The organism is Azoarcus olearius (genome assembly GCF_001682385.1).
GTDB lineage: Bacteria > Pseudomonadota > Gammaproteobacteria > Burkholderiales > Rhodocyclaceae > Azoarcus > Azoarcus olearius.
This window is the reverse complement of the sequence record NZ_CP016210.1, coordinates 2,034,412-2,055,760: the sequence shown is the minus strand read 5'-3', so window position 1 is coordinate 2,055,760 and position 21,349 is coordinate 2,034,412. Positions and strand designations below refer to the sequence as shown.

Sequence of the window (21,349 nt, the reverse complement as noted above, 5' to 3'; positions counted from 1 at the left end):
GGAAGCGGCCCGCGCTGCGCCCGGCGATGGCATGTGTTGCAGTGCAGTGACAACCGCGTGGAAAACCGGAAACAGGGGGCAATTCTTACTGGCCGGGTGTAAAACATTCCCGCAAATATTTAAAGGGGATAGCCCCAATCCCAGCATTGGCGCGCTTCAACGCGATGGCATGGACCTTGCGCGCAGGTGGTCGACCCGCCTTTTCCCCAGCGGAGCAGACGAATGTCACTCGACCAGAACACGAAGGAGACACCATGAGCCTCGGAATGGAGCTTCGCCTGCGTCAGCACCTGGCCATCACGCCGCAGATCCAGCAAGCCTTGCGCCTGCTGCAACTGTCGTCGCAGGAGTTCACCCAGGAAGTCGAACAAGCGGTCACCAGCAACCCCTTCCTGGAGGAAGATCCAGACGCCCCGCCCCCCGGCCCCGCGGCCGCGATGCCGCTGGCCCCGGCGGCGTCTTCCAGCGAGCCGCGCGCGGAAACCGTCGATGGCGGCGACAGTGAAGGCAGCGACGCGCCGGTGTCGCCCGCGCTGCACGAAATCGGCCGCAGCGGCGGCGGCGGGGGCGGCGACGAGGAGCACGACTGGACCGAATGGACCGAGGCGCCGATCAGCCTGCGCGACAACCTGCGCAACCAGCTGCTGCTGTCGCCGATGAGCGACCGCGACCGCACGCTGGCCCACATGGTGATCGACGAACTGACCGACGCCGGCTACCTGGAAACACCGCTGGAAGAACTGGCGGACCTGATCTCGCCCGAGGAAGAGGTGGACGTGCACGAGCTGAGCGCCGCGCTGAAGCTGGTGCAGCAGCTCGACCCGCCCGGCATCGCCGCGCGCTCGCTGCAGGAATGCCTGCTGCTGCAATTGCAGGCGCTGCCCGCCTCCACCCCCAACCTGCCGCTGGCGCTGGAACTCGTCGGTCAGCACTTCGAACTGCTGGCGCGGCGCGAATTCACCCGTCTGCAGCAGCTGCTGAGTTGCGACGAGAACGCGCTGCACGGCGCCCGCGCGCTGATCCGCACGCTGGACCCGCGCCCGGGGCGCAGCTTCGCCCCGGACAACACCCGCTACGTGGTGCCCGACATCATCGTCACCAACCAGCGCGGACGCTGGGTGGCGACGCTGAACCCGGCGGTGCAGCCGCAGGTGCGGATCAACCGCGCCTATGCCGAAATCGCCGCCAGCCGCAGCGGCTGCGGCGCCTCGTTCTCGCGCCTGCTGCAGGAAGCGCGCTGGCTGCTGCGCAACGTGGAGCAGCGTTTCAACACCATCCAGCGCGTGGCCGACGCCATCGTCGCGCGCCAGCGGGTGTTCTTCAGCTACGGCGAGGCGGCGATGAAGCCGATGGCGCTGAAGGACATCGCCACCGAGCTGGGCCTGCACGAATCGACCGTGTGCCGCGTCACCAACGGCAAGTACATGGCCACCCCGCGCGGGCTGTTCGAGTTCAAGTATTTCTTTTCGCGCCAGCTTGCCACCGACGATGGCGGCAGCTGCTCGGCGACCGCGATCCGCGCCCTCCTCAAAGAGCTGATCGCCGCCGAGGACCCCCAGGCCCCGCTGTCGGACGCCCAGCTCGCGCGCATGCTCGCCGAGCAAGGGCTGCGTCTGGCGCGCCGCACCGTCACCAAGTACCGCACCCTGATGCGCGTACCGAGCGTGGAGCTGCGTCGCGTTGCGGGTCGCGCACCCAACGCGGCCGAAGCGGGGGCCTGAGCGCCCCCGCCGCGTCGCCTATTTGCCGGAGGCTGCCATGGCAACGATCATCGCCGGTCATTTCGACCACGTCGAACATCTGAACGAAGCGATCAGGCTGCTGGAAGGCCAGGGTTTCGGCCCTGGCGACTACGCCAGCTTCTACCTCAACCCGCCCGGCCAGCACGGGCTTTACATGCTGGGCGGTGATGCCGCGGCGGACCAGGGGTCCGACGGCGCCGGCAAGGGCGCCGCGGCCGGCGCGGCGATCGGCGGCGGCGTGGGCATGGTGGTGGGCGCGATCGGCGGACCGATCGGCGCGCTGGCGGGCAGCGGCGTGGGCGCCTACCTGGGCGCGCTGGCCGGGGCGCTGAGCCAGACCACCGACCCCGAGCCCGCCGCCGCCACCAAGGAGCTGCCGGCCGAACCGCCCGGCGGGCCGATGCTCGCGATCCATGTCGACCAACCCGGCCAGGAAGCCACCGCGATCGCAATCCTCGGCCACTCGATGGCCCGCCAGATCGACCGCGCCAACGGCACTTGGGCCGACGGCACCTGGACCGATTTCGACCCGCGCGAGCCGGTGGTGACCCTGCTCAAACGCCAACCCTGAACACCAGGAGCACGCCCCGGCCATTCCCGCCCCGCCCTTTCCCGCTTCCTGCGCTCGCTCCCCGCGCGAGCCAGGCGCCGCACGCCAAGAGGACAACAACCATGCACGTCTGCGACGCCACCATGTTCTACAGCACCCGCAGTGGCGGCATCCGCCGCTACCTGCAGGAAAAGCGGCGCTGGCTGCAGGCCCGCCCCGGCTACCGTCATTCGCTGGTGCTGCCGCGGCTGGCCGCGGGCGCGGCGGAATGCGCGATCGAGGTGCCGAGCGTGCCGCTGCCCTTCTCGCAGGGCTACCGGCTGCCGCTGATGCGCGAGTCCGCGGTGCGCGCGCTGGCCGAACTACGCCCGCATGTGATCGAGGCCGGCGACCCCTACCAGTTCGCCTGGGCGGCGCTCGATGCCGGACAGCGGCTGGGCGTGCCGGTGGTCGGCTTCTATCACTCCGACGTGCCGCGCCTGTTCGGGCGCGTGGGCGGCGCGCAGGTGGAACGGCTCGCCGAGTCCTACCTGCGCCGCCTCTACAGCCGCTTCGACCTGGTGATGGCGCCCAGCGCCTGCATGACCCAACGCCTGCGCGAGCTGGGGCTGGAGCACGTGGTGCGCCAGCCGCTGGGGGTGGATACCCGTTTGTTCCGGCCGCGGCCGGCGCGCAACCGCAAGCTGTGGCGCGGCCGCCTGGACGCCGGTGACGAGGACCGCCTGCTGCTCTTCGTCGGCCGCTTCGCGCACGAGAAGAACCTGCCGGTGCTGCAGGCGATGATGGACCGGCTGGGGCCGGGCTACCTGCTGGTGCTGGTCGGCAACGGCACCCCGCCCGAGGCGCGCGAGGACACCCGCGTGGTGCCCTACATCGCCGAACCGGCGCGCCTCGCCAGCCTGATCGCCGCCTGCGACCTGTTCGTGCATGCCGGCGACCAGGAGACCTTCGGCATCGCGCCACTCGAGGCCATGGCCTGTGGCCTGCCGGTGGTGGCCGCACGCGCCGGCGGGCTGGCGGAGACCGTGGATGCGCAGGTGGGCCGCGCGGTGCCGGTGGAGGTGCCGCCGGCCGACAACCCGGAGCCGCTCGCCGCCGCCATGGCCGACGCGGTGCGCGAACTCTTCGACTACGGGCTGCAGCCCCTGCGCAGCGCCGCCCGCAAACGCGCCGAAAGCTACGACTGGGAACGCATCCTGCCGGACATCGTCGGCCGTTACGCGGCGCTGGCGGGCACGCCGGCCCTGCCGCAATGAAGCCCCGCCCCAGCCTGGAGCGCCCCGCGGCGCTGTGCGTCGCCATCCATGATGTGGCGCCGGCCACCTGGGCGCGCTGCGAGCGCCTGCTGGCGGTGGTGGAGGAAGTCGCGCCGCTGCCGCTGACCCTGCTGGTGGTGCCGGACTACCACCGCCGCGGCGACGGCACGCCGGGTTGGTATCTGGAAGCGCTGGAAGCCCGGCGTGCGCGCGGCGACGAGCTGGCGCTGCACGGCTGGGTGCATCTGGACGAATCCGGCCGCTGCCACGGGCCGCGCGAGTGGTGGCGGCGCCGGGTGATGACCGCGAGCGAAGGCGAGTTCTCCGCGCTGACCGCCCGCGCCGCGCGTTTTCGCCTGGGCGTGGGGCAGACCTGGTTCCGCAACCACGGCTGGCCGCTGTACGGCTTCGTTGCGCCGGCCTGGCTGCTGAGCCCCGGCAGCTGGGAGACGCTGGACGATTCGCCGCTGCGCTACACCACCACCGCGGACGCCTTCTACCTGCTCCACCCACGGCGGCGCCATGCCAGCCCCTGTTTTGCATGGAGCACGCGCAGCCCGTGGCGGGAGGCGCTGTCGCTGCGCTGGAACGGCCGCCCCGCGCGGCTGGCGGCGCGCGGCCCGATGCGGCTGGCGCTGCATCCGGACGATGCGCTGCACCCGCGCGTGCTGAACCAGATCCAGTACCTGGTCGACGCCCTGCTGCGCGACCACGAACCGATGACCAAGGCGCGCCTTGCGATGCGGCTGGGCGGCGAACCGCTCGGTGGCTTGAGCGCGCCACCGCCTGCGCGCGGAGATCCGATCACGCTGGTGGCGCCGCCCTACACCGCCGGCGCCACCACCGCGAGCGACAATAGGGCCACGCCGCCGCCGATGGCGACCCCGGCGAGCACGTCGCTGGGGTAATGCAACCCCAGCACCACGCGCACCACGCCGGTCAGCACCGCAAACACGGCCAGCGCCGCGCCCAGCAGCGGGAAATACGCCGAGGTGACCACCGCGAAGGCCACCGCGTGCAGCGTGTGGCCGGACGGAAAGCTGTATTCGTCCAGCGGGCGCGGGCAGTCACGCAGCTCCTGCAGGCGGTTGCACGGGCGCGGCCGCCCGGTGCGGCGCTTGGCGAACAGGTACAGCAGCAGCCCCGCCAACGCCACCGCGCCCAGGTGCAGGGCGCAGCGCAGGCCGGCCGGGCCGGGCAGCAGCGCCAGCACCAGGATCAGCACGCCCCACAGCTCGCCGTCACCCATCCGGCTGATGGCGCGCGCCAACCACTTGCACGGGCGATAGACCAGCACGCGGTTGAGCTTGACGACGCACAGGCCGTCGAACGCGATCAGGCGCGCGAGGCGTTCAAGCGGCAGGTGCGACATGGCCGACCGGGCTGTGGCGCGCCGCGCACGTCGCCAGCTCCGCTTCAAAGCGCTCCAGGACCTGCGGCCAGGTGAGCCGCCGCGTGGTGTCACGCGCCACCGCGCCCAGAAAACGCTGCTGCGCGCTGTGCAGCGCGAGCGAGCGCGCCGCGTCGATGAAGCCGGCCTCCCCCGCCGCCACCGGCACCACCCGCGCGCTGATGCAGTCGATCAGGTGTTCGCCGGCGGCGCCGTTGTCGAAGGCCACGATGGGCAGTGCGCTCGCCATCGCTTCCAGCACCACGTTGCCGAAGGTTTCCGACAGGCTGGGGAACAGGAAGATGTCGGCCGAGGCGTAATGGCGCGCGAGGTCTTCGCCGCGGCGGGTGCCGACGAAGATCTCGCCCTCCGCATCGCGCTCCAGCCGCGCCCGCATCGGCCCGTCGCCCACCCACACCAGCAGCGCATCCGGGCGCTCGGCCCGTACCGCGCGAAACGCCGCGCGGACCAGCAGCGGGTTCTTTTCCGGCGCCAGCCGGCCGACGTGCATCAGCACCGGCTGCCACTCGCTCGCGCCCCAGCGCGCGCGCAGCATCGGACTGCGGCGGAAGGGCGAGAACAGGTCCGCATCCACGCCCCGCCCCACGCACACCAGGCGGCGGTAGCCCTGTGCCTCCATCTCCGCGGCCAGCGCGCGGGTGGGCACGAAGGTGGCGTCGCAGCGGTTGTGGAAGGTGCGCAGCGCCGCGGCGATCGGCCACGACAGCACGCCCAGCCGGTAGTAGCCGCTGTATTTCTGGAAGTGGGTGCGGTAATCGCTGGTGACCGCGATGCCAAGGTGGCGCGCCACCGCCAGCGCCGACCAGCCGAGCGGACCTTCGGTGACGATGTGCACCACGTCGGGCCGCTCTGCCTGCCACAGCCGCAGCAGGCGCCGTGGCGCCGGCAGGCCGAACTGCAGGCCCGGGTAGCGCGGCAGCGGCAGCCCGTGCACCAGGGTTTCGCCGGTGCCTTCGGCCGCGTCGCCGTCCGCCTGCTGGCGCGGCCGCACCAGGCTGACGCGATGTCCGGCGGCACGCAGGTGGCGCAGCGTGCGCTCCACCGTAAGCGATACGCCGTTGAGTTCCGGCGGATAGGTCTCGGTGACGAGGGCGATCGACAGCGTGTTGTTCATGCGGGGCCTCCTGCCGGCGGCACCCGCGCCATGGGGCGCGGAGCGGCGGCGTGTGCGGTGGCCTCGCACCGCAAGCCGCGTTCCCGCCGCGTGGGCGGCGCCCGCATCGCCACGCCGCTGTGACATGGGCATGGCCCGCGCGCAAAAACTACATGCGGCTGTCGAATTTGCAGCCGCGGGGCTGGCAGCGCCGACGCCACCGCCCCGCCGGCCCGGCCACCATGCGCGGCACGCCGATTGCAACCGTGGGGGGCGTTCCCGCTGACCAGGAGTCTTCCATGCAGCCCAATACCACGCTGTCCGATGTCCGCACCCTGCGCGAACGCGCCCGTCGCCACATCGAAGGGGGTGCGCTGACCGAGAATTACAACGCCGACCGCGAGACCATCCTGCGCCTGCTCAACGAAGCGCTCGCCACCGAAATCGTCTGCAGCCTGCGCTACAAGCGCCACTACTACACGGCGCGCGGGCTGGCGTCTTCCGCGGTGGCGGCGGAATTCCTCGAGCACGCGCACGAGGAAGAGGACCACGCCGGCCGCTTCGCCGAGCGCATCACCCAGTTGGGCGGCGAGCCGGACTTCTCGCCCGACACGCTCACCGCGCGCAGCCACGCCGAATACGTGGAAGGCCAGACCCTGCAGGACATGATCCGCGAGGACCTGGTGGCCGAGCGCATCGCGATCGAGAGCTATCGCGAGACGATCCAGTACATCGGGTCCACCGATCCCACCACGCGGCGCCTGTTCGAAGAGGTGCTGGCGGTGGAAGAAGAGCATGCCGACGAGTTGCTGAGCCTGATCCAGCAACTCGGCGAGCCGCTGGCCGCGGGCTGAGCGGAGCCCGCGGTGCGGCCGGCGGCGATCGTGTTGCGGGACCATCGCGGTGTGGCGGACTCCCCCGCCGCCCCCGCGACGGCGGCGCGTCCGGGCAGCCTGTTCGAGGCCGGGCGCAACTGCTGCACGATCGCACGCGCGCACCGCGCGGGCCTCGTCGTCGATGGCGAGGCCTATTTCCGCACCTTTGCCCGGGCGGCCGAGCGCGCCGAGCGCTCGATCGCCATCCTGGCCTGGGATTTCAACAGCAACACCCGGCTGCGCTTCGACGGTGAAGGCGAGGCGCCCGAGCGGCTGGGCGACTTCCTGAACTGGCTGGTGCGCCGGCGCCGCAGCCTCCGGGTCTACATCCTCGACTGGGACTACCCGATGGTGTTCGGCACCGACCGCGAGTTTCCGCCGCTGTACGGCTTTGGCTGGCATCCGCACCGGCGGGTGCACCTGACCTACGACGACACCCACCCGGTTACCGCCTCGCACCACCAGAAGATCGTGGTGATCGACGACGCGCTCGCCTTCATCGGCGGCTTCGACCTGACGGTGCGGCGCTGGGATACCTGCAAGCACTCGCCCGACGAGATCCGGCGCGACTGCGACGGCAAGCCCTACCCGCCCTTTCACGACATGATGATGGTGGTCGATGGCGACGCCGCGCTCGCGCTTGGCCGCGTTGCCCGCGCGCGCTGGCTGGCCGCTACCGGCCACCCGCTGCCGGCGGCCCCGCGCAAGCCGCCCGACCTGTGGCCAGAAGGGCTGCCGGTGCGCTTTCGCGACGTCGACATCGCCATCGCCCGCACCCTGCCGCCGCGCGACGACGCGCCCGCGGTGGCCGAGGTGGAGGCGCTGTATTACGACATGATCCGCGCCGCGCGCCGGCGCATCTACATCGAAAACCAGTACTTCACTGCGGGCGGCCTCGGCGAGGCGCTGGCCGAGCGCCTGCAGGCCGACGACGGCCCCGAGGTTGTGGTGGTGGTGCGCCTCTTCAGCCACGGCTGGCTGGAAGAGCACACGATGAACGCGCTGCGGACCAAGCTGGTGCAGCGCCTGCGCGCGGCCGACCGCCACGGCCGCTTCCACATCTACTACCCCCACGTGGATGGCCTGGGCGAGAAGATCTGCATCGACCTGCACTCCAAGCTGATGATCGTGGACGACGAGATCCTGCGCGTCGGCTCGGCCAACTGGTGCAACCGGTCGATGGGGCTGGACAGCGAATGCGATGCCGCGCTGGAAGCGCGCGGCGACGCTCGGGTGGCCAGGGCAATCGCGGATTTCCGCAGCGAGCTGCTGGCCGAACACCTGGACCGCAGCCCGGAAGAGGTGGACGCCGCGGTGCGCCGGCACGGCACGCTGGCCGGCGCCATCGAGGAACTGGGCGGCCAGTGCCGCACGCTGCGCCGGCTGGAAGAACCCGAGACCTTGCCGGCGCCGCTGCTCGACTTCGCCAGCGTGGGCGATCCCGCGCAGCCGGTGTCGCTGGAGCGCATCGCCGAAGAATTCAGCCCCGAGGCAGTCTTCCGCGACGACAGCGCGCCGGCGGCCCCGGGCGGCCCGCAGGACATCACCGCCCCCGGCCCCGCCAATCCGCCGCTGCGGCGCGCGGCGATGCGGATCGTCGGCGTGGTGCTGGTGCTGATCGCGCTGGCCGCGGTGTGGAAATACACCCCGCTATCGCAATGGGGCGACCCTGAACGCATCAGCGCACTGGCGCGCGAGTTCGCCCATCGCCCGTGGGCGCCGCTGGTGATCCTGCTGGCCTATACGCCGGCCTGCGTGCTGATGTTTCCGCGTCCGCTGATCACGCTGGCCGCGGTCGTGGCCTTCGGCCCCTACATGGGTTTCGGCTTCGCGCTGGGCGGCATCCTGATCGCCGCCTTCTTCACCTATGTAGCCGGGCTGGGCCTGCCGGAAGAAACGGTGAGCAACCTTGCCGGGCGCAAGTTGCGCCACATCGCCGAAACGCTGCGCCGGCGCGGCCTCATCGCCGTCACCGCGCTACGGCTGGTGCCGATTGCACCGTTCGCGGTGGAAGGCGTGGTCGCCGCGGCGATCGGCATCCGCCTCGCCCCGTTCATGGCCGGCACCGCCATCGGCATGCTCCCCGGCACGCTGGCCACCACGGTGTTCGGCAACCAGTTGCAGGAAGCCCTGCGCGACCCGGGACGCGTCAACTACGGATTGGTGGCCGCGGCAATCGCCGGGGTGGCACTGCTGACGCTCGCGGTGCGGCGCTGGCTGGTCGCGGACCACCGTCACCATCATGGCAACGGCAACCAACGGCCTCGCTAGCTGGCGCAACCTCGACCACGCCCTGGGCGAGGACTGCCTGCGCATCTCGTCGTACAACGTCCACCGCTGCGTGGGGCGCGATGGCCGCATGGATGTCGCCCGCGTCGCCCGCGTGATCGACGAACTGGGCTGCGACATCGTCGGCCTGCAGGAGGTCGACAACCTCGCCAACGGCAGCCACGAATCGATGCAGCTCGACTTCCTCGCCAGCGCCACCGGCATGGAGGCGATCGCGGGCCACACCATCGTCAATCACGAAGGCAGCTTCGGCAACGCACTGCTGACGCGGCGCCCGGTGCTCGCAGTGCGCCGCCACGACCTGAGCTATCACCGGCGCGAGCCGCGCGGCGCAATCGACGTCGATCTGGAAGTGGAAGACGAAGTGGTCCGCGTCATCGTCACCCACCTGGGCCTGCGCCCGGCCGAGCGCCGCTTTCAGGTAAGGCAGATGCTGAAGCTGCTGCACGACATCCCGCCCGAGCGCAACGTGGTGGTGCTGGGCGACATCAACGAATGGCTGCCGCTCGGCCGGCCGCTGCGCTGGCTGCACGGCCTGCTCGGCCGCGCCCCCGCCGAACGCTCCTTCCCGTCCGGCCTGCCGCTGTTCGCGCTCGACCGCGTCTGGGTGCGCCCCCGCCACACCCTGCTCGCCTTCGAAACCCACCGCAGCCCCACCGCCCGCATCGCGTCCGACCACCTGCCGGTCAAGGCCATCATCGCCCCCGGCATGCCCGCCGCGCGCAGCCAGGTACCCCACGTCAAACGCCCGCCCCGCTCGGCCGCGCTACGCGCCGTCTCCAGCGGCCGCCCCTGACCAGGAGACCACCATGCCCCGCCAATCCCCCCAACTCCCCGCCACCCTGCGCCGCTCCCCCGCCAAAGCCCAGCGCACGTACGCCAAAACCCTGGAAAGCGCCGAACGCGAATACGGCCCCGGCGAACGCGCCAGCCGCACCGCCATCGCCGCGCTGAAACACAGCTTCGAAAAAGTGGGCGACCACTGGGAAGCCAAGAAAACCCCCGGCCCCTCCGACCCGCGCGCCGAACAAAGCCCCGAAGACAAACGCCGCGGCAAGGGGGAAACCTTTGGCGGCGTGGATTACTACGGGCATACGAAGAAGGAGTTGTATGAGCGCGCGCGGGAAATGGGGATAAAGGGGCGGGGGCGGATGAGTAAGGAGGAGTTGGCGCGGGCGATTGGGGGGCGGGGGTAAGACTGACTTAGATATCAGCCCGGAACGTCGACTCGTCGAACAACCAGAAACTTAACCACCATTCCAAGTGAGTCACATTGGCATGATGCCATTAAGCCCCGCATCTGAATTTCCCTGCCGTTTCATATGAGTCCCCATGCTCAAACGTGCGACGGAACGAAAGTCACGATTGTATATCGGCCGGTAGTACCAAGCCTCTTTGGTAAACCGTCAGATCAAGACCACAAACAGAACAGTCATCCACCGCAAGAGCACGCCGCAGCTCCGCCAGCTCTTGATAGGACTGTCCCATAGGAATTGAGCGTCTATGCCCTTCAATCAACGCGGCGGGAACTTGGAGTATGTTCTCGATGGCGGCTAGCCCCGCACTGTCGCTTATCGATTGAACATACTGAAAAATATCTCGAACCCCGTTTCTCCGTAGCGCCGCGAGTTTATCATCTTCAAACAGCAAGCAGAGTTTAGCTTGCGCAATCCAATCAATAATCAAATTCAAAGAAAACGATGTTTTCACCCAAATCACCATTGGATTATCGTGCGCCAGCTTTTGACAATTATCGATATTCAACTCCATGAGACGATCAATTTTATCTACAACCATCCCTTGAATCATTAAGAGACTCAGATTCGAAGGCAAGTTCTCCTTTCGGGGCCAAGACTGAGACGGTATCTTGCTCCTTACCAAGTCCGCCAGCTTTACCAACAATTCATTTATCCAAAGGGTCGGATTCCACCCAATTAAGAACCCGAGAATCGCAAGACGCACAGGCGCGGCATTCAATGCTCCCTGCACATCGCCCTCTGCAGTAGTGAAGAGGCCGGAAGCGCCCTCCACAATGTGTCTTGCAATACCCGCAACAATACAAGCGGTAATAATTCTCACGGACAGAAAGTAGCAGGAAACCGGACTCATGTCGTCGTTGTTCATCCGATTCATAAGCTGAGCAATTACCCAACAATAGGCGCCCAGAAACGCCATGGTTCCTATAAATACCGTTCCGGACTGATAGTTTCGAAGTGCGTTCGTAGCGACATCTCCGCCGTCAACGGAGGCGTACGCTCCTCCAAGGACGTAGCTCCGAACCAATTGTGAATCAGCGTAGATCAGACCAGCGCCAAAATACGAAACCATAGAACAGGAAAACACCACCAATATAAGAAACCAAACAGGAATCCAATGAGCCTTATTCGTAAATAGATTAACAACCTCGCGCCGCTTAAAATAACGATCTGCACTCTTGTAGGATGAGGTTTCCTTTACTGGCTCGGACACCTTATCCAATATATCTTTTATACGCTCACTTGAACGCTGCTGCACCAAAGTTGTAGCGACCAGAAACCCGACCAGAAGACCGACGCTGCCAATAGCGTGGAGATAGACAAAATCGAACTTCATCGAAGGTATCCTTTTTGAACCGATCAAATTCGCAACGCGACTCACGGAGGCATCCAATGGGGAGCTCCATCAACCGGCGTCCCCCCTACAGACGGTGTAAATCCTCTGGTGTAACTACCGCCGCGCCAACCGCTCCATCGCATCCTCAAACGTCCTCCCAGACAGCAGCGCTTCAACCACCACACTCACAAAGAAGCCCGTGATCTTTCCTTCAACCTCTTCGGACAACAGCGGTACGTTCACCTTGGCATTGATTGAATCGGTGAGGCGCTTCTTCAAAGCAGTCAAGTCGTGACCTTCAAGACCCTTGGACAGGTCCTGGATGAGCGCTCGTACTCCAGGCGGCAGGTGGTTGGCCAGGAAGTCGTCGAGTTTGGAGATCAGCCACGAAATGGCTGGGCCGTCGAAAAATTCGAATGGTCCGGCGGGAATAAACCCGTCGATGATCTCGGCAAGGCGCTTGCGCTGATCGTCTGTCAACACGTGACCGGCGGGAATCTGCACCGCTGGCACAGGTAACGCGAGCGCGGCCGCTGTTCGGTGCCCGACCAGACCATCCGGCGTGAGCCCGTGCGCCGTCTGATAGCCGATCACTGCATCTTGTGTGATGCGGCCAAACTGGCCATCGATATTCGAATGTCCTTGAACGTCTTCCGGCGGCAGGGCTTCCGCTTCCACCAAGCGCTGCTGCAACAGCCGAACGAGATCGCCCGTAGAGCCCAGCTTCAGAACGTAACTCATGATTCCTCCCCCTCGTGAATGGCGACGGGGGAATTCCCGTCGCACAACTGATGCGGGCCGCGGTTCTCTTCTGGATCCGCGTTCCCGGATTGAAAAACCCAAGGCTGGCGCGGACCGTCAGCCATCTCCCTGCAGCGGCGAGCTGCGGGTGTATTCACCCCACACCCACCCCTTTACCTGTCCGGGCCCGTCCACCTCCACGTTGATCCAGCCACCGCTGCGCTGGATCACAACCAGCCGGGTGTGCTTGGTCAGCGGTTCGCGAACCGGGCGGTAGCCTGTTCCAGCGCCCTCGCGAATATTCAGTCGCGGCACGGCGACGTACACCGCCTCCACCATCTCGATATCGGAATCCCGTCCGACGGCACGACTCTTGATTCGATCCATCGGAAATGCCGGGCCGGGGTCGACCTTTCGGGTGGGGGCGATGTCGTCGTGGCCGAGGACATCGCTCAGCGCATACGCATCGAACAACACCTCGACCAGCGCTTCGCAGGTTTCCAGTTGTTCGGGCGTGAAGGCGTGCCAGTACTGGTGGCGGACCGCCTCTTTGCGGTGCCGAGCTTCGACAACTTCCGCCGGGGTGAACGGGCTGCTCCTCCCGTTGGACAGGGTGAAACCTCCGGCAGAATTCTTCAGCAGATAGCCGTAATTGACGATTTCCACTCCGATGGAGTGCGAATTGAGATCGCGGTAGTCCTCCCACTCACTGACGCCCGCGTGCCAGGCCCGCAGATTGAAATCGACGAATTGCGTGATGCTGCCATCGCTGTCCACCAGCAGATGGGCTGACACCCGCCGATTGCCCGATGCGTTCATGAATGCCGCGGACGCGTCGGCATGGGAGCAGGCGGTATAGTGAAAGACGACGAATTTGGGATTGATGATTCCGTTGTGGTTGGGTGAAGCGCTGAAGCCAATGCTCTTGCCTTTCACTTTTCCGGCCAAGCGGTGATTTGCAACACTCAGATCGCCCATGTTGTCCTCGCGGGTTACCGATTTACGTGGATCAACCAACCGCATCCGGCGCGGGAGCGGCTGGGGCTGCCTGCTGGCGGTCTCCCGGGGCCGGTTCGGGCTTACCGTCAGCGCGGTTCTGCGGCGCTTCCGGTGTCGTCTGCGTCACCGCAAAGTGCTTGCCGGCAAATCCCGAGATGAAATCGGCGCCGACATAACCGGCGCCCAACAGGCCGAGGATGGTCTGGCTCGGCACGCCACCGGACACGAGGGTGTCGGAGAGCGCGATCGCGGCCAATGCTCCGGCCGTTCCGCCGATGATCACGCTGAGCACCATCGTCGATAGCTGGAATTCGTTATCCCCGGCGGCGCCTTCCAACTGTTCGCGCTTCAGTTTCGCCAACCCTGAAATTGCCCGCACCAGCTGCCCGACTGCGCCTGCGACGAAGCCGATCGAGAGCACCTCCAACCACTGCGTAACTGTCATGGCCACACTCCTTTTCCTGCTTGAAGGGGCTGCGCGACTTCACAGAATCGGTAAGGCCACGCAGCTGGAATACATGCGACCCCGATAGCATTTTGCAGACCAGTTTTCGCTTTCCTTTATTAATCAAAAGGCTTAACGAACGCAGCGAGAATCGGCGCCGTTTCAACAGGCGTTGCTGTTTCTGCAGCCGACTCATCAATACTGACGAAGTGCTCCGGCAGCACTGACGAACGCGCGCGGTTGAAGCCTCAACGGCGCTGACTCAACACCGCCAGTTTCGCCTTCAGGACGCCGATTTCGGCACTCCCTGTTTTCCGAAGCAGGTGGCGGATATGCGTACGCACCGTCGCCTCCGATACCCCCGCCTGCTCCGCAATCTTCTTCGGCCTCAACCCAGCACACAGCGCCTGGGCCACCCGTGATTCCGCCGCCGTGAATCCAAATGTGCTTTGCAGGATTTCCATCGATGGCACGGCGGCTTCGAAGGGTCTATCCAGAATCAGGACAACCGCAGCGCGGGGCACGCTAGCGAACCACCCCGGGCTTTTCAGTGCGGGGCACACCGACACCCGTACCGCCGTCGCGTCGGATTCGCCGTGCAGCGTCAGCGCATGCCCTCCCCCGCTTGGCGCACGCCCCGATTCGACCTCGATTGCCGTCGCAATGGCGTGCTGCAGAGCGGCGTCTTCACGGCGTAGCGATGCCCGCATGACGTAGGACGTTTCCCCGTCGCGCGCCAGTTTCAGCCCGGCGCCCGGGCCGCAGCATTGGCGGGCGCGTTCGTTGATCATGACCACCCGGCCCGCGCGGTCGAGCAGCACCACGCCGACGCGCAGCGCGTCGATTGCGCTTCCCAGGCCGGTACAGCGTGATTCGTGGGTTTCGAATGTGTGTGCCAGCCGCAGTGCCTGTCGCAGATGCGGGGACAGGATCGCGAGCGCGCGGCGCTCTTCTTCGTTGAAGGATTCGGCGCCCAGCCCGCGAAAGACGCTGAGCATGGTCAGCGGCAGCCCTTGCCCTGCATCCGCATTTATCACGGTCGTACAGATCCGTTCGAGGCATAGCGGAACCATGACGTCGCGAAAAAAGGTGCGCCGGTGCAAGGCTTCGCGCGGCAACAGCATTTCGTCGGTCAGCGTGGCGCCGGTGGTGATGAAGCCTTTGCGAAATGCCGCATCCAGCCAAGGGTCGGGATCGTCCGGATGATCGCTGCAGCCATGCAGAAAAAACATGGCGTCGAAATTGTCGCCCACGCAAAAGCCATTCAGCGGCAAGTCCTCGGTGGGCGTCAGCAGCACCGCTTTCGATCCATTGACGAGCGCGCGTATCCGCCCCACTGCCTCCTCAATTCGGGCAGTGTCGCCAACAATGGAATAGATGAACGCAATTGCGCTGTTCAGCGCTTCGAGCGGAATGGCAATGGCAATCTCCCGGCGGTGATGAAGGGCCGGGAGAGCATCGGCTATGCCAGCAACGCTTTCCTTTCCATGTCAAAGGCTTGTCGGACAATTGCGGAAAGATCAGGATGACGGTGTAAAGCAGGCCGACGCGCAATAGCATCGAACGCACCCCCGCGCTGCGGGGGCGGATATGGGCTATGACGAGTAGTCAATCGCGGCGCCAACGCCCACTGCCCGAATTGAGTACCGCAGGAAATCGCACAGGAGGTCGACATGGCCGTGGATTGGAGCCAATCGTGCATGTTCGTGCCACTCGGGCTTACACCGAGCGAATGCGCTTCCTGGGTTCAGGCCTGGGGCACCATTGCGGCCATCATTGGCGCCTTTCTCGTGGCCCGCTACCAGTTCAACAGCACCCGGCGCCATGAAGAAGCAGCACGTCGACTGGATGACCTGACGAGGCTGGAGGCGGTGCGCGCCATCGCCACCCAGATCGAGGGCTATTGCGAAGTGCTCTCCTCGGTATGGGATGAAATTCCGCCGGGGGAAGAACGGAAGATATTCGATAACTATCGGTTTCTGGAATTCGAGAATTTCCAGAAGCTGGTGCAGGGATTTGTGCACGCGGGCATTCCCGCCGAACTGATGACGCCGTTCGCCATCCTTGCTTCGCATCTGGCGGGGTCAAACGGCCTGCTGCTGATGATTCACGAACAGACGCGCAATGGCATGCCGCTGGAACCGGACCACTACGCGGCATTTCGCGGCCGCGTCGATAACGCGCAAAACGCGGCCGCGGTGCTTGTTCGACGGTGTGATGACTGCGAAGCGCACTGGGCGCCAGGCAGGGTTTGAAGCTTGATCCGGAAATCGCGATCCACGCCTTGCGGCATCGTCCGCGCTGCAGCACCGCTGTGTTCTCGCCCGCCCCGCCGTGCTCACAAATACGCCCCCGCATACCCCCGATACGGATTGCCATACACCTCCCGCCCTGCCTGCTGGTGTTCGGCCATGAAGCGTTCGATGTGCTCGGGCTCGGCGCCCTTCAGCATTTCCTTGAGGTCGTGGGTGGGCAGCAACTGGCGGTAGCGCACCGGGCGGCCCGCGTAGGCGGCGCCTTCGGCGAGGTCGGGCGGGATTTCGGTGGGGTCGAGGAACAGCGCTTCGCCGAATTCGGAATCGAAGTTGCGCTCCACCTGGCGGGCTGCGCCCAGGATGCCGTCGACCACGTCGCCCAGGCTGCGCCCGCTCATCTTTGCCTGCCACGCCGCGCGCTGGAACAGCAACTCGCCGGGATCCACGCCGGGGCACTCGCCCCGGTAGGCGGCCGTCAGGCAGTGGTCGGCGGCGGCCAGCAGACGTTGGGTGGTGTCGGGCTCCATTTCCAGCAGTTGCAGCACCTGGCCGAGCGAGGAGCCCTGCAGGTAAGCCTCGGCGCGCTTGTCGTAGCCGGGGTCGCCGGGATTGTGGTGGTCCACCCGCAACGCGGCCGGGTGGCCGGGCAGGCTGCATTCCACGAAAACCGCAGGCGCGCGCGGCAGCAGCACCGCCGGCATCGGCTGGCCCGAGCGCGACATCCGCACCACGCCGTTGGCTTCATACGCGGTGCGCGGCACGCAGCGCTGGCCGTTGCGCGCGGCATGGATGTAGGGCCGCCCGGCGCGGCGCAGCATGCGTTCGATCTCGCGCATCTCCGGATCCTGCGCACCGAGTACGAAGATCCAGTCCTTGTCCACCATGAAACCGGGTTCTCCCGAAAGCGCCGCGGGGGGCTGTCCTGCAAGGATACCGCGAGGTGCGCCCCCTGCCCGCCGGGACCACGGCCTGAAGCCACCAAGACGGTGCCGACACGCGGCGCTGGCATGCGGTCTCAGCCGTACTCCAGATCCGTCGCCTTGCCCCAGAACACCCGGTAAGCAAACACCGTGTAGGCGATGATCATCGGCAGCACGGTGACCACGCCGACCAGGATGAACATCAGCGAGCCGGGCGCGGCGGCGGCCTGCCACAGGTCCATGCGCTGCGGCACGATCCACGGGAACAGGCTGTAGGCAAGGCCGTGGAAGGCGAGGATGAAGACGCCCACTGCGGCGGCGAAGGGCACCCAGGTCCAGGCCTGATTCCCGCGTTCCAGTTGCGCCGGCAAACGGGCCAGCGCCAGCGCGGAAAGGCCGAACAGCGTGGCGGTGATCAGCGGGATCGGCGCCAGCAGGAAGAGGTTGGGAATCGCGAACCACTTGTCGAAGATCGCGCGGCTGAGCAGCGGCGTCGCCACCGACACCGCGGCGATGCCGAAGGCGGTGAACCACAGCGCGGCGCCTGCCCAGCGCGCGGCGCGCTGCTGCAGGGCGCCTTCGGTCTTGATCAACAGCCAGCCGGCGCCCAGCAGCACGTAGCCGGCAGCAAGGCACAGGCCGATGAAGGCGGCGAACAGCACATGGATGGTGGTGCGCTCGAAGCCCACCACCAGCAACCCCAGCATGTAGCCCTGCGACAGCGCCGCCAGCAGCGAGCCGGCGCAGAACGCGCGGTTCCACCACGGCTTGTGGTGCGCCTCGGCCTTCACCCGGAAATCGAACGCGACCCCGCGCAGGATCAGCCCGGCGAGCATCGCAGCCACCGGCAGGTAGAGCGCGCCCATGATGACGCCGTGCGCGAGCGGGAAAGCGGTCAGCAGCACGCCGATGCCGAGCACCAGCCAGGTTTCGTTGGCGTCCCAGAAGGGGCCGATCGACGCCACCATGATGTCCTTCTCGGCGTCGTCGGCGAAGCCGAGCAGGATGCCGAGGCCAAGGTCGTAGCCGTCCAGCACCACGTACACCAGGATCGCCAGCCCCATCACCAGCAGGAACACCAGCGGCAGCCAGCCGGCAGGTTGGGAGAGATCAGGCATGGCCGCCCCTGTCTTCGATATCCGGCCCCGCCGGTTCAGGCGCCAGCACGCCAACCCCGGCGCGGAAAGGATCGTTGACCGGGTTCATGTCCTTGGCGCGCTCGCCCTCGCCCGCCTTGCGCGCCAGGTGGAACACCACCGAGATGAAGGCGGTCAGCAGCGCCGCGTACAGCGTCAGGTACATCGCCAGCGTCAGCCCGATGCGCCCGGCCGGCACGGTGGACGCAGCCTCGGCGGTGCTCAGCACGCCGTACACCAGCCACGGCTGGCGGCCGATCTCGGTGACGTACCAACCGGCCACCAGCGCAACCCAGCCCGAAAAGGTCATCAGCACCAGCGCGCGGCTGGCGAGCGGGCCGGGTTCGCCGCGGCGGCGCATGTCCCACAGGGCGTACCACGACACCGCCAGCATCAGCAGACCCACCCCCACCATGATGCGGAAGGCCCAGAACACCGGCGCCACCGGCGGATGCGCGCCGGGAAAGTCCTTCAGCCCGCGAATTTCCGCATCCCAGGAATGGCCGAGGTAGAGCGAGGCCAGGCCGGGAATCGCCACCTCGTAGCGGTTGCGCTGCGCGGCCTCGTCCGGCAGGCCGAACAGCACCGCCGCCGCGCCGCGCTGGGTCTCCCAGATGCCTTCCATCGCGGCCAGCTTGGCGGGCTGGTGGTGGAAGGTGTTGAGGCCGTGCAGGTCGCCCACCACGATCTGCAGCGGAATCAGCGTCGCCGCCATCACCACCCCGGTGCGCAGCGCGGCGCGCACGTCGCCGCCGCGTTCGCCGCGACGCCAGCGCCACGCCGAAACCCCCGCCACCAGAAAGGCCGCGGTCAGGCCGGAAGCGATCAGCATGTGGGTGAAGCGGTACGGAAACGACGGATTGAACAGGATCGCCAGCCAGTCGGTGGCGTAGGCGCGGCCCTCGATCATCTCGAAGCCCACCGGCGTCTGCATCCACGAGTTGAGCGCCAGGATCCAGAACGCCGACAGCGTGGTGCCGGCCGCCACCAGAAAGGTGGCCAGCGTATGCACCCGCCGGCTGACGCGGCCCACGCCGAACAGCATGATCCCGAGAAAGCTCGCCTCCAGAAAGAACGCGGTGAGCACCTCGTAGGCGAGCAGCGGGCCGGCGATGTTGCCCACGGTTTCCATGTAGCCCGGCCAGTTGGTGCCGAACTGGAAGCTCATCGTCACCCCGCTGACGATGCCGATGGCGAACGTGAGCGCGAACACTTTGACCCAGAAGCGGTAGGCATCCAGCCAGGCGTCGCCGCCGCCGCGGTTGTAACGCACGCGGAAGTACAGCAGCACCCAGGCGAGCGCGATGGTGATCGCGGGGAACAGGATGTGGAACGTGATGTTGGCGGCAAACTGCACCCGCGCCAGCATCACCGCATCGCCCACGGCCTCCATCGCGCCGGTCCGCCTAGTCTTCCCGCGCCGGCGACACCTCCGGCAGCGCGGCGTGGGTGCGCTCGTACAGCGACTGGCAGCGCACGCAGCGCGTCGCGGTCGGCTGGGCCTCCAGCCGCGCAAAGGGAATCTCCTCGCCGCAATCCACGCAGATGCCGGCTTCGCCCTCGGCGATCCGCTCGCGCGCGGCCTCGATGTCGCGCAGCTCGCGCACGTCGCGCACCACGGCCAGGTTCTCGTGCTCGCGCGTCAATCCCACTTCGGCCTGGTCGGCGGCATCTCCGGCCGGGGTCGTCAGGCCCGGCTGCCCGCCTTCCAGCAGGCGCGAAACGTGTTCGTGCACACCGGATTTCAACGCCCGTTCGCGTTCGTCCAGCAGGGCGCCGAGGGCGGCGATCTCGTCGTCGTTCAGGTGGTTCATGCTTGTCTCCAGTGGCGGTTGAAGGCGGCGCCCGCGGGGCTGTGCCCGCTTTGGGCACGGCGAAGCGCGGCCTTCGCCCCCCGTGAGCAAAGCGGGTGCCCAGCGCCCCCGCCCCGGCGCGGCCTTGCACCGCAGCCGCAAACCCTGCCCTGCCGGGATTCGAACGCGCCGCCGGGTGGCTCCGGCGCCGCCGCGTTCCTGCCGGCGCGGTATGCGAAGCGGTAGTTTTTTCTTCTTCGTTGAATTTTCTTCCGCCGCCCGAAACGGGCCGCGACGGTCCTCATTCCGTGCGTTTCCGCGCTGCGGCGGGAGCCTGCGGCACGCCCTCCTGGGGTTTCCGGCCGACACCATGCAGGCCCGCCGTTTGCGGTGCACCAAAAGCAGTCCGACCCAGCATGCCGAGGACTGTGGCTCCGGCAACCGTCGGCGCCGTTGAATCACCCGACCAAGGAGATGCGACATGGCTCAATCCCGATCCGCCAATGAAGACCTGAAGGCGCGCGACGACGGCGGCCAGCAGGACAGTGGCAACAGCGGCAACGGCGGTCGTCCCGCGGCGGCCACCGCGGCGTCCAACCTTGCCGCCACCACCTTGCGCAGCATGGGCCAACTCTACGACCTGCACGCGGCCACCGCGCGCATCGTCATGCGCGCGCAGCTGCGCGCGGCGGCTGCCTTCGGCCTGCCGGACTACTCGCGCATGTTCACCATCGAGGACGACCGCGCCCTGCGGCTGTTCTCCACCAGCACCGAAAACGCGGTGCGCTTCACCGACCATGCCGAGGAAACCAGCGCCGAGATCCAGAACCACGTCTCGCGCATCCTCGAACAGCAGGCGATCGACTTTGCCGAGCGCTGGCAGTACGGGCTGGAGGAACTGCAGCAGCAGGCATCCGAAAGCCTGGAGGAGTTGAAGGCGCTGACCCGCCAGCAGGCCGAGGAAATGGCCCGCGCAACGGAGTCGCTGACCGACGTCACGCGTGAAACCCTGCGCGAAGGCGGCGAGCAGTTCCGCGCCACGGTGCGTCAGAACATGGAGCGCACCCGCGAGATCGCCAACCGGCAGGTGGAAGCGGTAAATGAAGAAGGAGAACGCATCGGCGAAGCGATGCGCAGCGCCACGCGCAAGGCCGGCAGCGAGATGTCCGAAGCGGGCAACAGCGAGCGCGAACGCACCCAGCGCAGCCGCAGCGCCTAAGGCGCTACCGCCGCAGCTGCCGCGGTCGCCCCG

Annotated in this window: 21 protein-coding genes; 10 read left to right on the top strand and 11 right to left on the bottom strand. The window is 67.1% G+C overall.

Annotated features, from left to right (window positions below; translation table 11 throughout):
* Positions 1-254 precede the first annotated feature (254 nt).
* The 4 genes from dqs_RS09525 to dqs_RS09510 all read left to right on the top strand — a co-directional run bounded on the left by dqs_RS09525 (position 255) and on the right by dqs_RS09510 (position 4,456).
* Positions 255-1,721 (top strand): RNA polymerase factor sigma-54, encoded by a 1,467-nt coding sequence (locus dqs_RS09525; protein ID WP_065340312.1) that lies wholly within the window; start codon positions 255-257, stop codon positions 1,719-1,721.
* Positions 1,722-1,758: 37 nt separating this feature from the next.
* Positions 1,759-2,313: a type III secretion system effector protein gene (locus dqs_RS09520; RefSeq protein WP_065340311.1), complete on the top strand. Its 555-nt coding sequence runs from the start codon at positions 1,759-1,761 to the stop codon at positions 2,311-2,313.
* A 101-nt stretch (positions 2,314-2,414) separates the two neighbouring features.
* Positions 2,415-3,548: a glycosyltransferase gene (locus dqs_RS09515; protein ID WP_065340310.1), complete on the top strand. Its 1,134-nt coding sequence runs from the start codon at positions 2,415-2,417 to the stop codon at positions 3,546-3,548.
* Positions 3,545-4,456, top strand: a complete 912-nt coding sequence (locus dqs_RS09510) for a DUF2334 domain-containing protein (RefSeq protein WP_065340309.1) — start codon at positions 3,545-3,547, stop codon at positions 4,454-4,456. The genes dqs_RS09515 and dqs_RS09510 overlap by 4 nt, the downstream gene beginning before the upstream one ends.
* Here the strand turns inward: dqs_RS09510 and dqs_RS09505 are convergent.
* The gene (locus dqs_RS09505) at positions 4,372-4,920 is read right to left on the bottom strand and encodes a phosphatase PAP2 family protein (protein ID WP_011765519.1); all 549 of its coding nucleotides are present in this window, start codon (positions 4,918-4,920) and stop codon (positions 4,372-4,374) included. The two genes, dqs_RS09510 and dqs_RS09505, sit on opposite strands and share 85 nt — an antisense overlap.
* Positions 4,901-6,073: a glycosyltransferase family 4 protein gene (locus tag dqs_RS09500; RefSeq protein ID WP_084018391.1), complete on the bottom strand. Its 1,173-nt coding sequence runs from the start codon at positions 6,071-6,073 to the stop codon at positions 4,901-4,903. The genes dqs_RS09505 and dqs_RS09500 overlap by 20 nt, the downstream gene beginning before the upstream one ends.
* A gap of 278 nt (positions 6,074-6,351) precedes the next feature.
* On the opposite strand from dqs_RS09500, the gene dqs_RS09495 reads away from it, so the two are divergent.
* From dqs_RS09495 to dqs_RS09480, 4 genes are read left to right on the top strand one after another with little or no spacing between them, the layout of a single operon-like run.
* Positions 6,352-6,906 carry a ferritin-like domain-containing protein gene (locus tag dqs_RS09495; protein WP_065340308.1) on the top strand — a complete coding sequence of 185 codons (555 nt, stop codon included), beginning with the start codon at positions 6,352-6,354 and terminating at the stop codon, positions 6,904-6,906.
* Between the two features lie 51 nt (positions 6,907-6,957).
* Complete coding sequence (locus dqs_RS09490) at positions 6,958-9,198, top strand: VTT domain-containing protein (RefSeq protein ID WP_065341692.1); 2,241 nt, start codon at positions 6,958-6,960, stop codon at positions 9,196-9,198.
* The gene (locus dqs_RS09485) at positions 9,170-10,012 is read left to right on the top strand and encodes an endonuclease/exonuclease/phosphatase family protein (RefSeq protein WP_065340307.1); all 843 of its coding nucleotides are present in this window, start codon (positions 9,170-9,172) and stop codon (positions 10,010-10,012) included. The genes dqs_RS09490 and dqs_RS09485 overlap by 29 nt, the downstream gene beginning before the upstream one ends.
* 13 nt (positions 10,013-10,025) lie before the next feature.
* Complete coding sequence (locus dqs_RS09480) at positions 10,026-10,412, top strand: ChaB family protein (RefSeq protein WP_011765514.1); 387 nt, start codon at positions 10,026-10,028, stop codon at positions 10,410-10,412.
* A 163-nt stretch (positions 10,413-10,575) separates the two neighbouring features.
* Here the strand turns inward: dqs_RS09480 and dqs_RS20735 are convergent, their stop codons facing one another.
* The 5 genes from dqs_RS20735 to dqs_RS09460 form a co-directional block, all read right to left on the bottom strand.
* Positions 10,576-11,808, bottom strand: coding sequence for a hypothetical protein (locus dqs_RS20735; RefSeq protein ID WP_157108170.1), 1,233 nt, complete (start codon positions 11,806-11,808; stop codon positions 10,576-10,578).
* A gap of 114 nt (positions 11,809-11,922) precedes the next feature.
* A complete protein-coding gene (locus tag dqs_RS09475) occupies positions 11,923-12,549 on the bottom strand; it encodes a peptidoglycan-binding domain-containing protein (RefSeq protein WP_065340306.1) in 627 nt (208 codons plus the stop codon).
* Positions 12,550-12,666: 117 nt separating this feature from the next.
* Positions 12,667-13,527 (bottom strand): N-acetylmuramoyl-L-alanine amidase, encoded by an 861-nt coding sequence (locus dqs_RS09470; protein ID WP_011765512.1) that lies wholly within the window; start codon positions 13,525-13,527, stop codon positions 12,667-12,669.
* 31 nt (positions 13,528-13,558) lie between these two features.
* Positions 13,559-13,993 carry a hypothetical protein gene (locus tag dqs_RS09465; protein ID WP_065340305.1) on the bottom strand — a complete coding sequence of 145 codons (435 nt, stop codon included), beginning with the start codon at positions 13,991-13,993 and terminating at the stop codon, positions 13,559-13,561.
* A gap of 248 nt (positions 13,994-14,241) precedes the next feature.
* The gene (locus dqs_RS09460) at positions 14,242-15,291 is read right to left on the bottom strand and encodes a helix-turn-helix transcriptional regulator (protein ID WP_065340304.1); all 1,050 of its coding nucleotides are present in this window, start codon (positions 15,289-15,291) and stop codon (positions 14,242-14,244) included.
* 375 nt (positions 15,292-15,666) lie between these two features.
* Between dqs_RS09460 and dqs_RS09455 the strand changes: the two genes are divergently transcribed.
* Positions 15,667-16,248, top strand: a complete 582-nt coding sequence (locus dqs_RS09455) for a hypothetical protein (RefSeq protein ID WP_157108169.1) — start codon at positions 15,667-15,669, stop codon at positions 16,246-16,248.
* An 83-nt stretch (positions 16,249-16,331) separates the two neighbouring features.
* On the opposite strand, the gene dqs_RS09450 is transcribed toward dqs_RS09455, so the two are convergent.
* The 4 genes from dqs_RS09450 to dqs_RS20730 all read right to left on the bottom strand — a co-directional run bounded on the left by dqs_RS09450 (position 16,332) and on the right by dqs_RS20730 (position 20,118).
* A complete protein-coding gene (locus dqs_RS09450; RefSeq protein WP_065340302.1) occupies positions 16,332-17,132 on the bottom strand; it encodes a TetR family transcriptional regulator in 801 nt (266 codons plus the stop codon).
* Positions 17,133-17,263: 131 nt separating this feature from the next.
* The gene (locus dqs_RS09445; protein WP_065340301.1) at positions 17,264-18,286 is read right to left on the bottom strand and encodes a cytochrome d ubiquinol oxidase subunit II; all 1,023 of its coding nucleotides are present in this window, start codon (positions 18,284-18,286) and stop codon (positions 17,264-17,266) included.
* Positions 18,279-19,697 carry a cytochrome ubiquinol oxidase subunit I gene (locus dqs_RS09440; RefSeq protein WP_065340300.1) on the bottom strand — a complete coding sequence of 473 codons (1,419 nt, stop codon included), beginning with the start codon at positions 19,695-19,697 and terminating at the stop codon, positions 18,279-18,281. The genes dqs_RS09445 and dqs_RS09440 overlap by 8 nt, the downstream gene beginning before the upstream one ends.
* 13 nt (positions 19,698-19,710) lie before the next feature.
* Entirely contained in the window at positions 19,711-20,118 is a 408-nt protein-coding gene (locus dqs_RS20730) for a TraR/DksA family transcriptional regulator (RefSeq protein WP_011765503.1), read from the bottom strand.
* A gap of 460 nt (positions 20,119-20,578) precedes the next feature.
* On the opposite strand from dqs_RS20730, the gene dqs_RS09430 reads away from it, so the two are divergent.
* Positions 20,579-21,316 (top strand): hypothetical protein, encoded by a 738-nt coding sequence (locus tag dqs_RS09430; protein WP_065340299.1) that lies wholly within the window; start codon positions 20,579-20,581, stop codon positions 21,314-21,316.
* Positions 21,317-21,349: the final 33 nt, after the last annotated feature.

What these genes read in the sequence shown, in the direction of transcription:
- dqs_RS09495 (WP_065340308.1), top strand. Translation starts at nt 6,352, where the DNA reads ATGCAGCCCAATACCACGCTGTCCGATGTCCGCACCCTGCGCGAACGC.
- dqs_RS09445 (WP_065340301.1), bottom strand. Translation starts at nt 18,286, where the DNA reads ATGCCTGATCTCTCCCAACCTGCCGGCTGGCTGCCGCTGGTGTTCCTG.
- dqs_RS09500 (WP_084018391.1), bottom strand. Translation starts at nt 6,073, where the DNA reads ATGAACAACACGCTGTCGATCGCCCTCGTCACCGAGACCTATCCGCCG.
- dqs_RS20730 (WP_011765503.1), bottom strand. Translation starts at nt 20,118, where the DNA reads ATGAACCACCTGAACGACGACGAGATCGCCGCCCTCGGCGCCCTGCTG.
- dqs_RS09480 (WP_011765514.1), top strand. Translation starts at nt 10,026, where the DNA reads ATGCCCCGCCAATCCCCCCAACTCCCCGCCACCCTGCGCCGCTCCCCC.
- dqs_RS09440 (WP_065340300.1), bottom strand. Translation starts at nt 19,697, where the DNA reads ATGGAGGCCGTGGGCGATGCGGTGATGCTGGCGCGGGTGCAGTTTGCC.
- dqs_RS09525 (WP_065340312.1), top strand. Translation starts at nt 255, where the DNA reads ATGAGCCTCGGAATGGAGCTTCGCCTGCGTCAGCACCTGGCCATCACG.
- dqs_RS09450 (WP_065340302.1), bottom strand. Translation starts at nt 17,132, where the DNA reads ATGGTGGACAAGGACTGGATCTTCGTACTCGGTGCGCAGGATCCGGAG.
- dqs_RS09430 (WP_065340299.1), top strand. Translation starts at nt 20,579, where the DNA reads ATGGCTCAATCCCGATCCGCCAATGAAGACCTGAAGGCGCGCGACGAC.
- dqs_RS09510 (WP_065340309.1), top strand. Translation starts at nt 3,545, where the DNA reads ATGAAGCCCCGCCCCAGCCTGGAGCGCCCCGCGGCGCTGTGCGTCGCC.
- dqs_RS09520 (WP_065340311.1), top strand. Translation starts at nt 1,759, where the DNA reads ATGGCAACGATCATCGCCGGTCATTTCGACCACGTCGAACATCTGAAC.
- dqs_RS20735 (WP_157108170.1), bottom strand. Translation starts at nt 11,808, where the DNA reads ATGAAGTTCGATTTTGTCTATCTCCACGCTATTGGCAGCGTCGGTCTT.
- dqs_RS09470 (WP_011765512.1), bottom strand. Translation starts at nt 13,527, where the DNA reads ATGGGCGATCTGAGTGTTGCAAATCACCGCTTGGCCGGAAAAGTGAAA.
- dqs_RS09505 (WP_011765519.1), bottom strand. Translation starts at nt 4,920, where the DNA reads ATGTCGCACCTGCCGCTTGAACGCCTCGCGCGCCTGATCGCGTTCGAC.
- dqs_RS09475 (WP_065340306.1), bottom strand. Translation starts at nt 12,549, where the DNA reads ATGAGTTACGTTCTGAAGCTGGGCTCTACGGGCGATCTCGTTCGGCTG.
- dqs_RS09485 (WP_065340307.1), top strand. Translation starts at nt 9,170, where the DNA reads ATGGCAACGGCAACCAACGGCCTCGCTAGCTGGCGCAACCTCGACCAC.
- dqs_RS09465 (WP_065340305.1), bottom strand. Translation starts at nt 13,993, where the DNA reads ATGACAGTTACGCAGTGGTTGGAGGTGCTCTCGATCGGCTTCGTCGCA.
- dqs_RS09455 (WP_157108169.1), top strand. Translation starts at nt 15,667, where the DNA reads ATGGCCGTGGATTGGAGCCAATCGTGCATGTTCGTGCCACTCGGGCTT.
- dqs_RS09515 (WP_065340310.1), top strand. Translation starts at nt 2,415, where the DNA reads ATGCACGTCTGCGACGCCACCATGTTCTACAGCACCCGCAGTGGCGGC.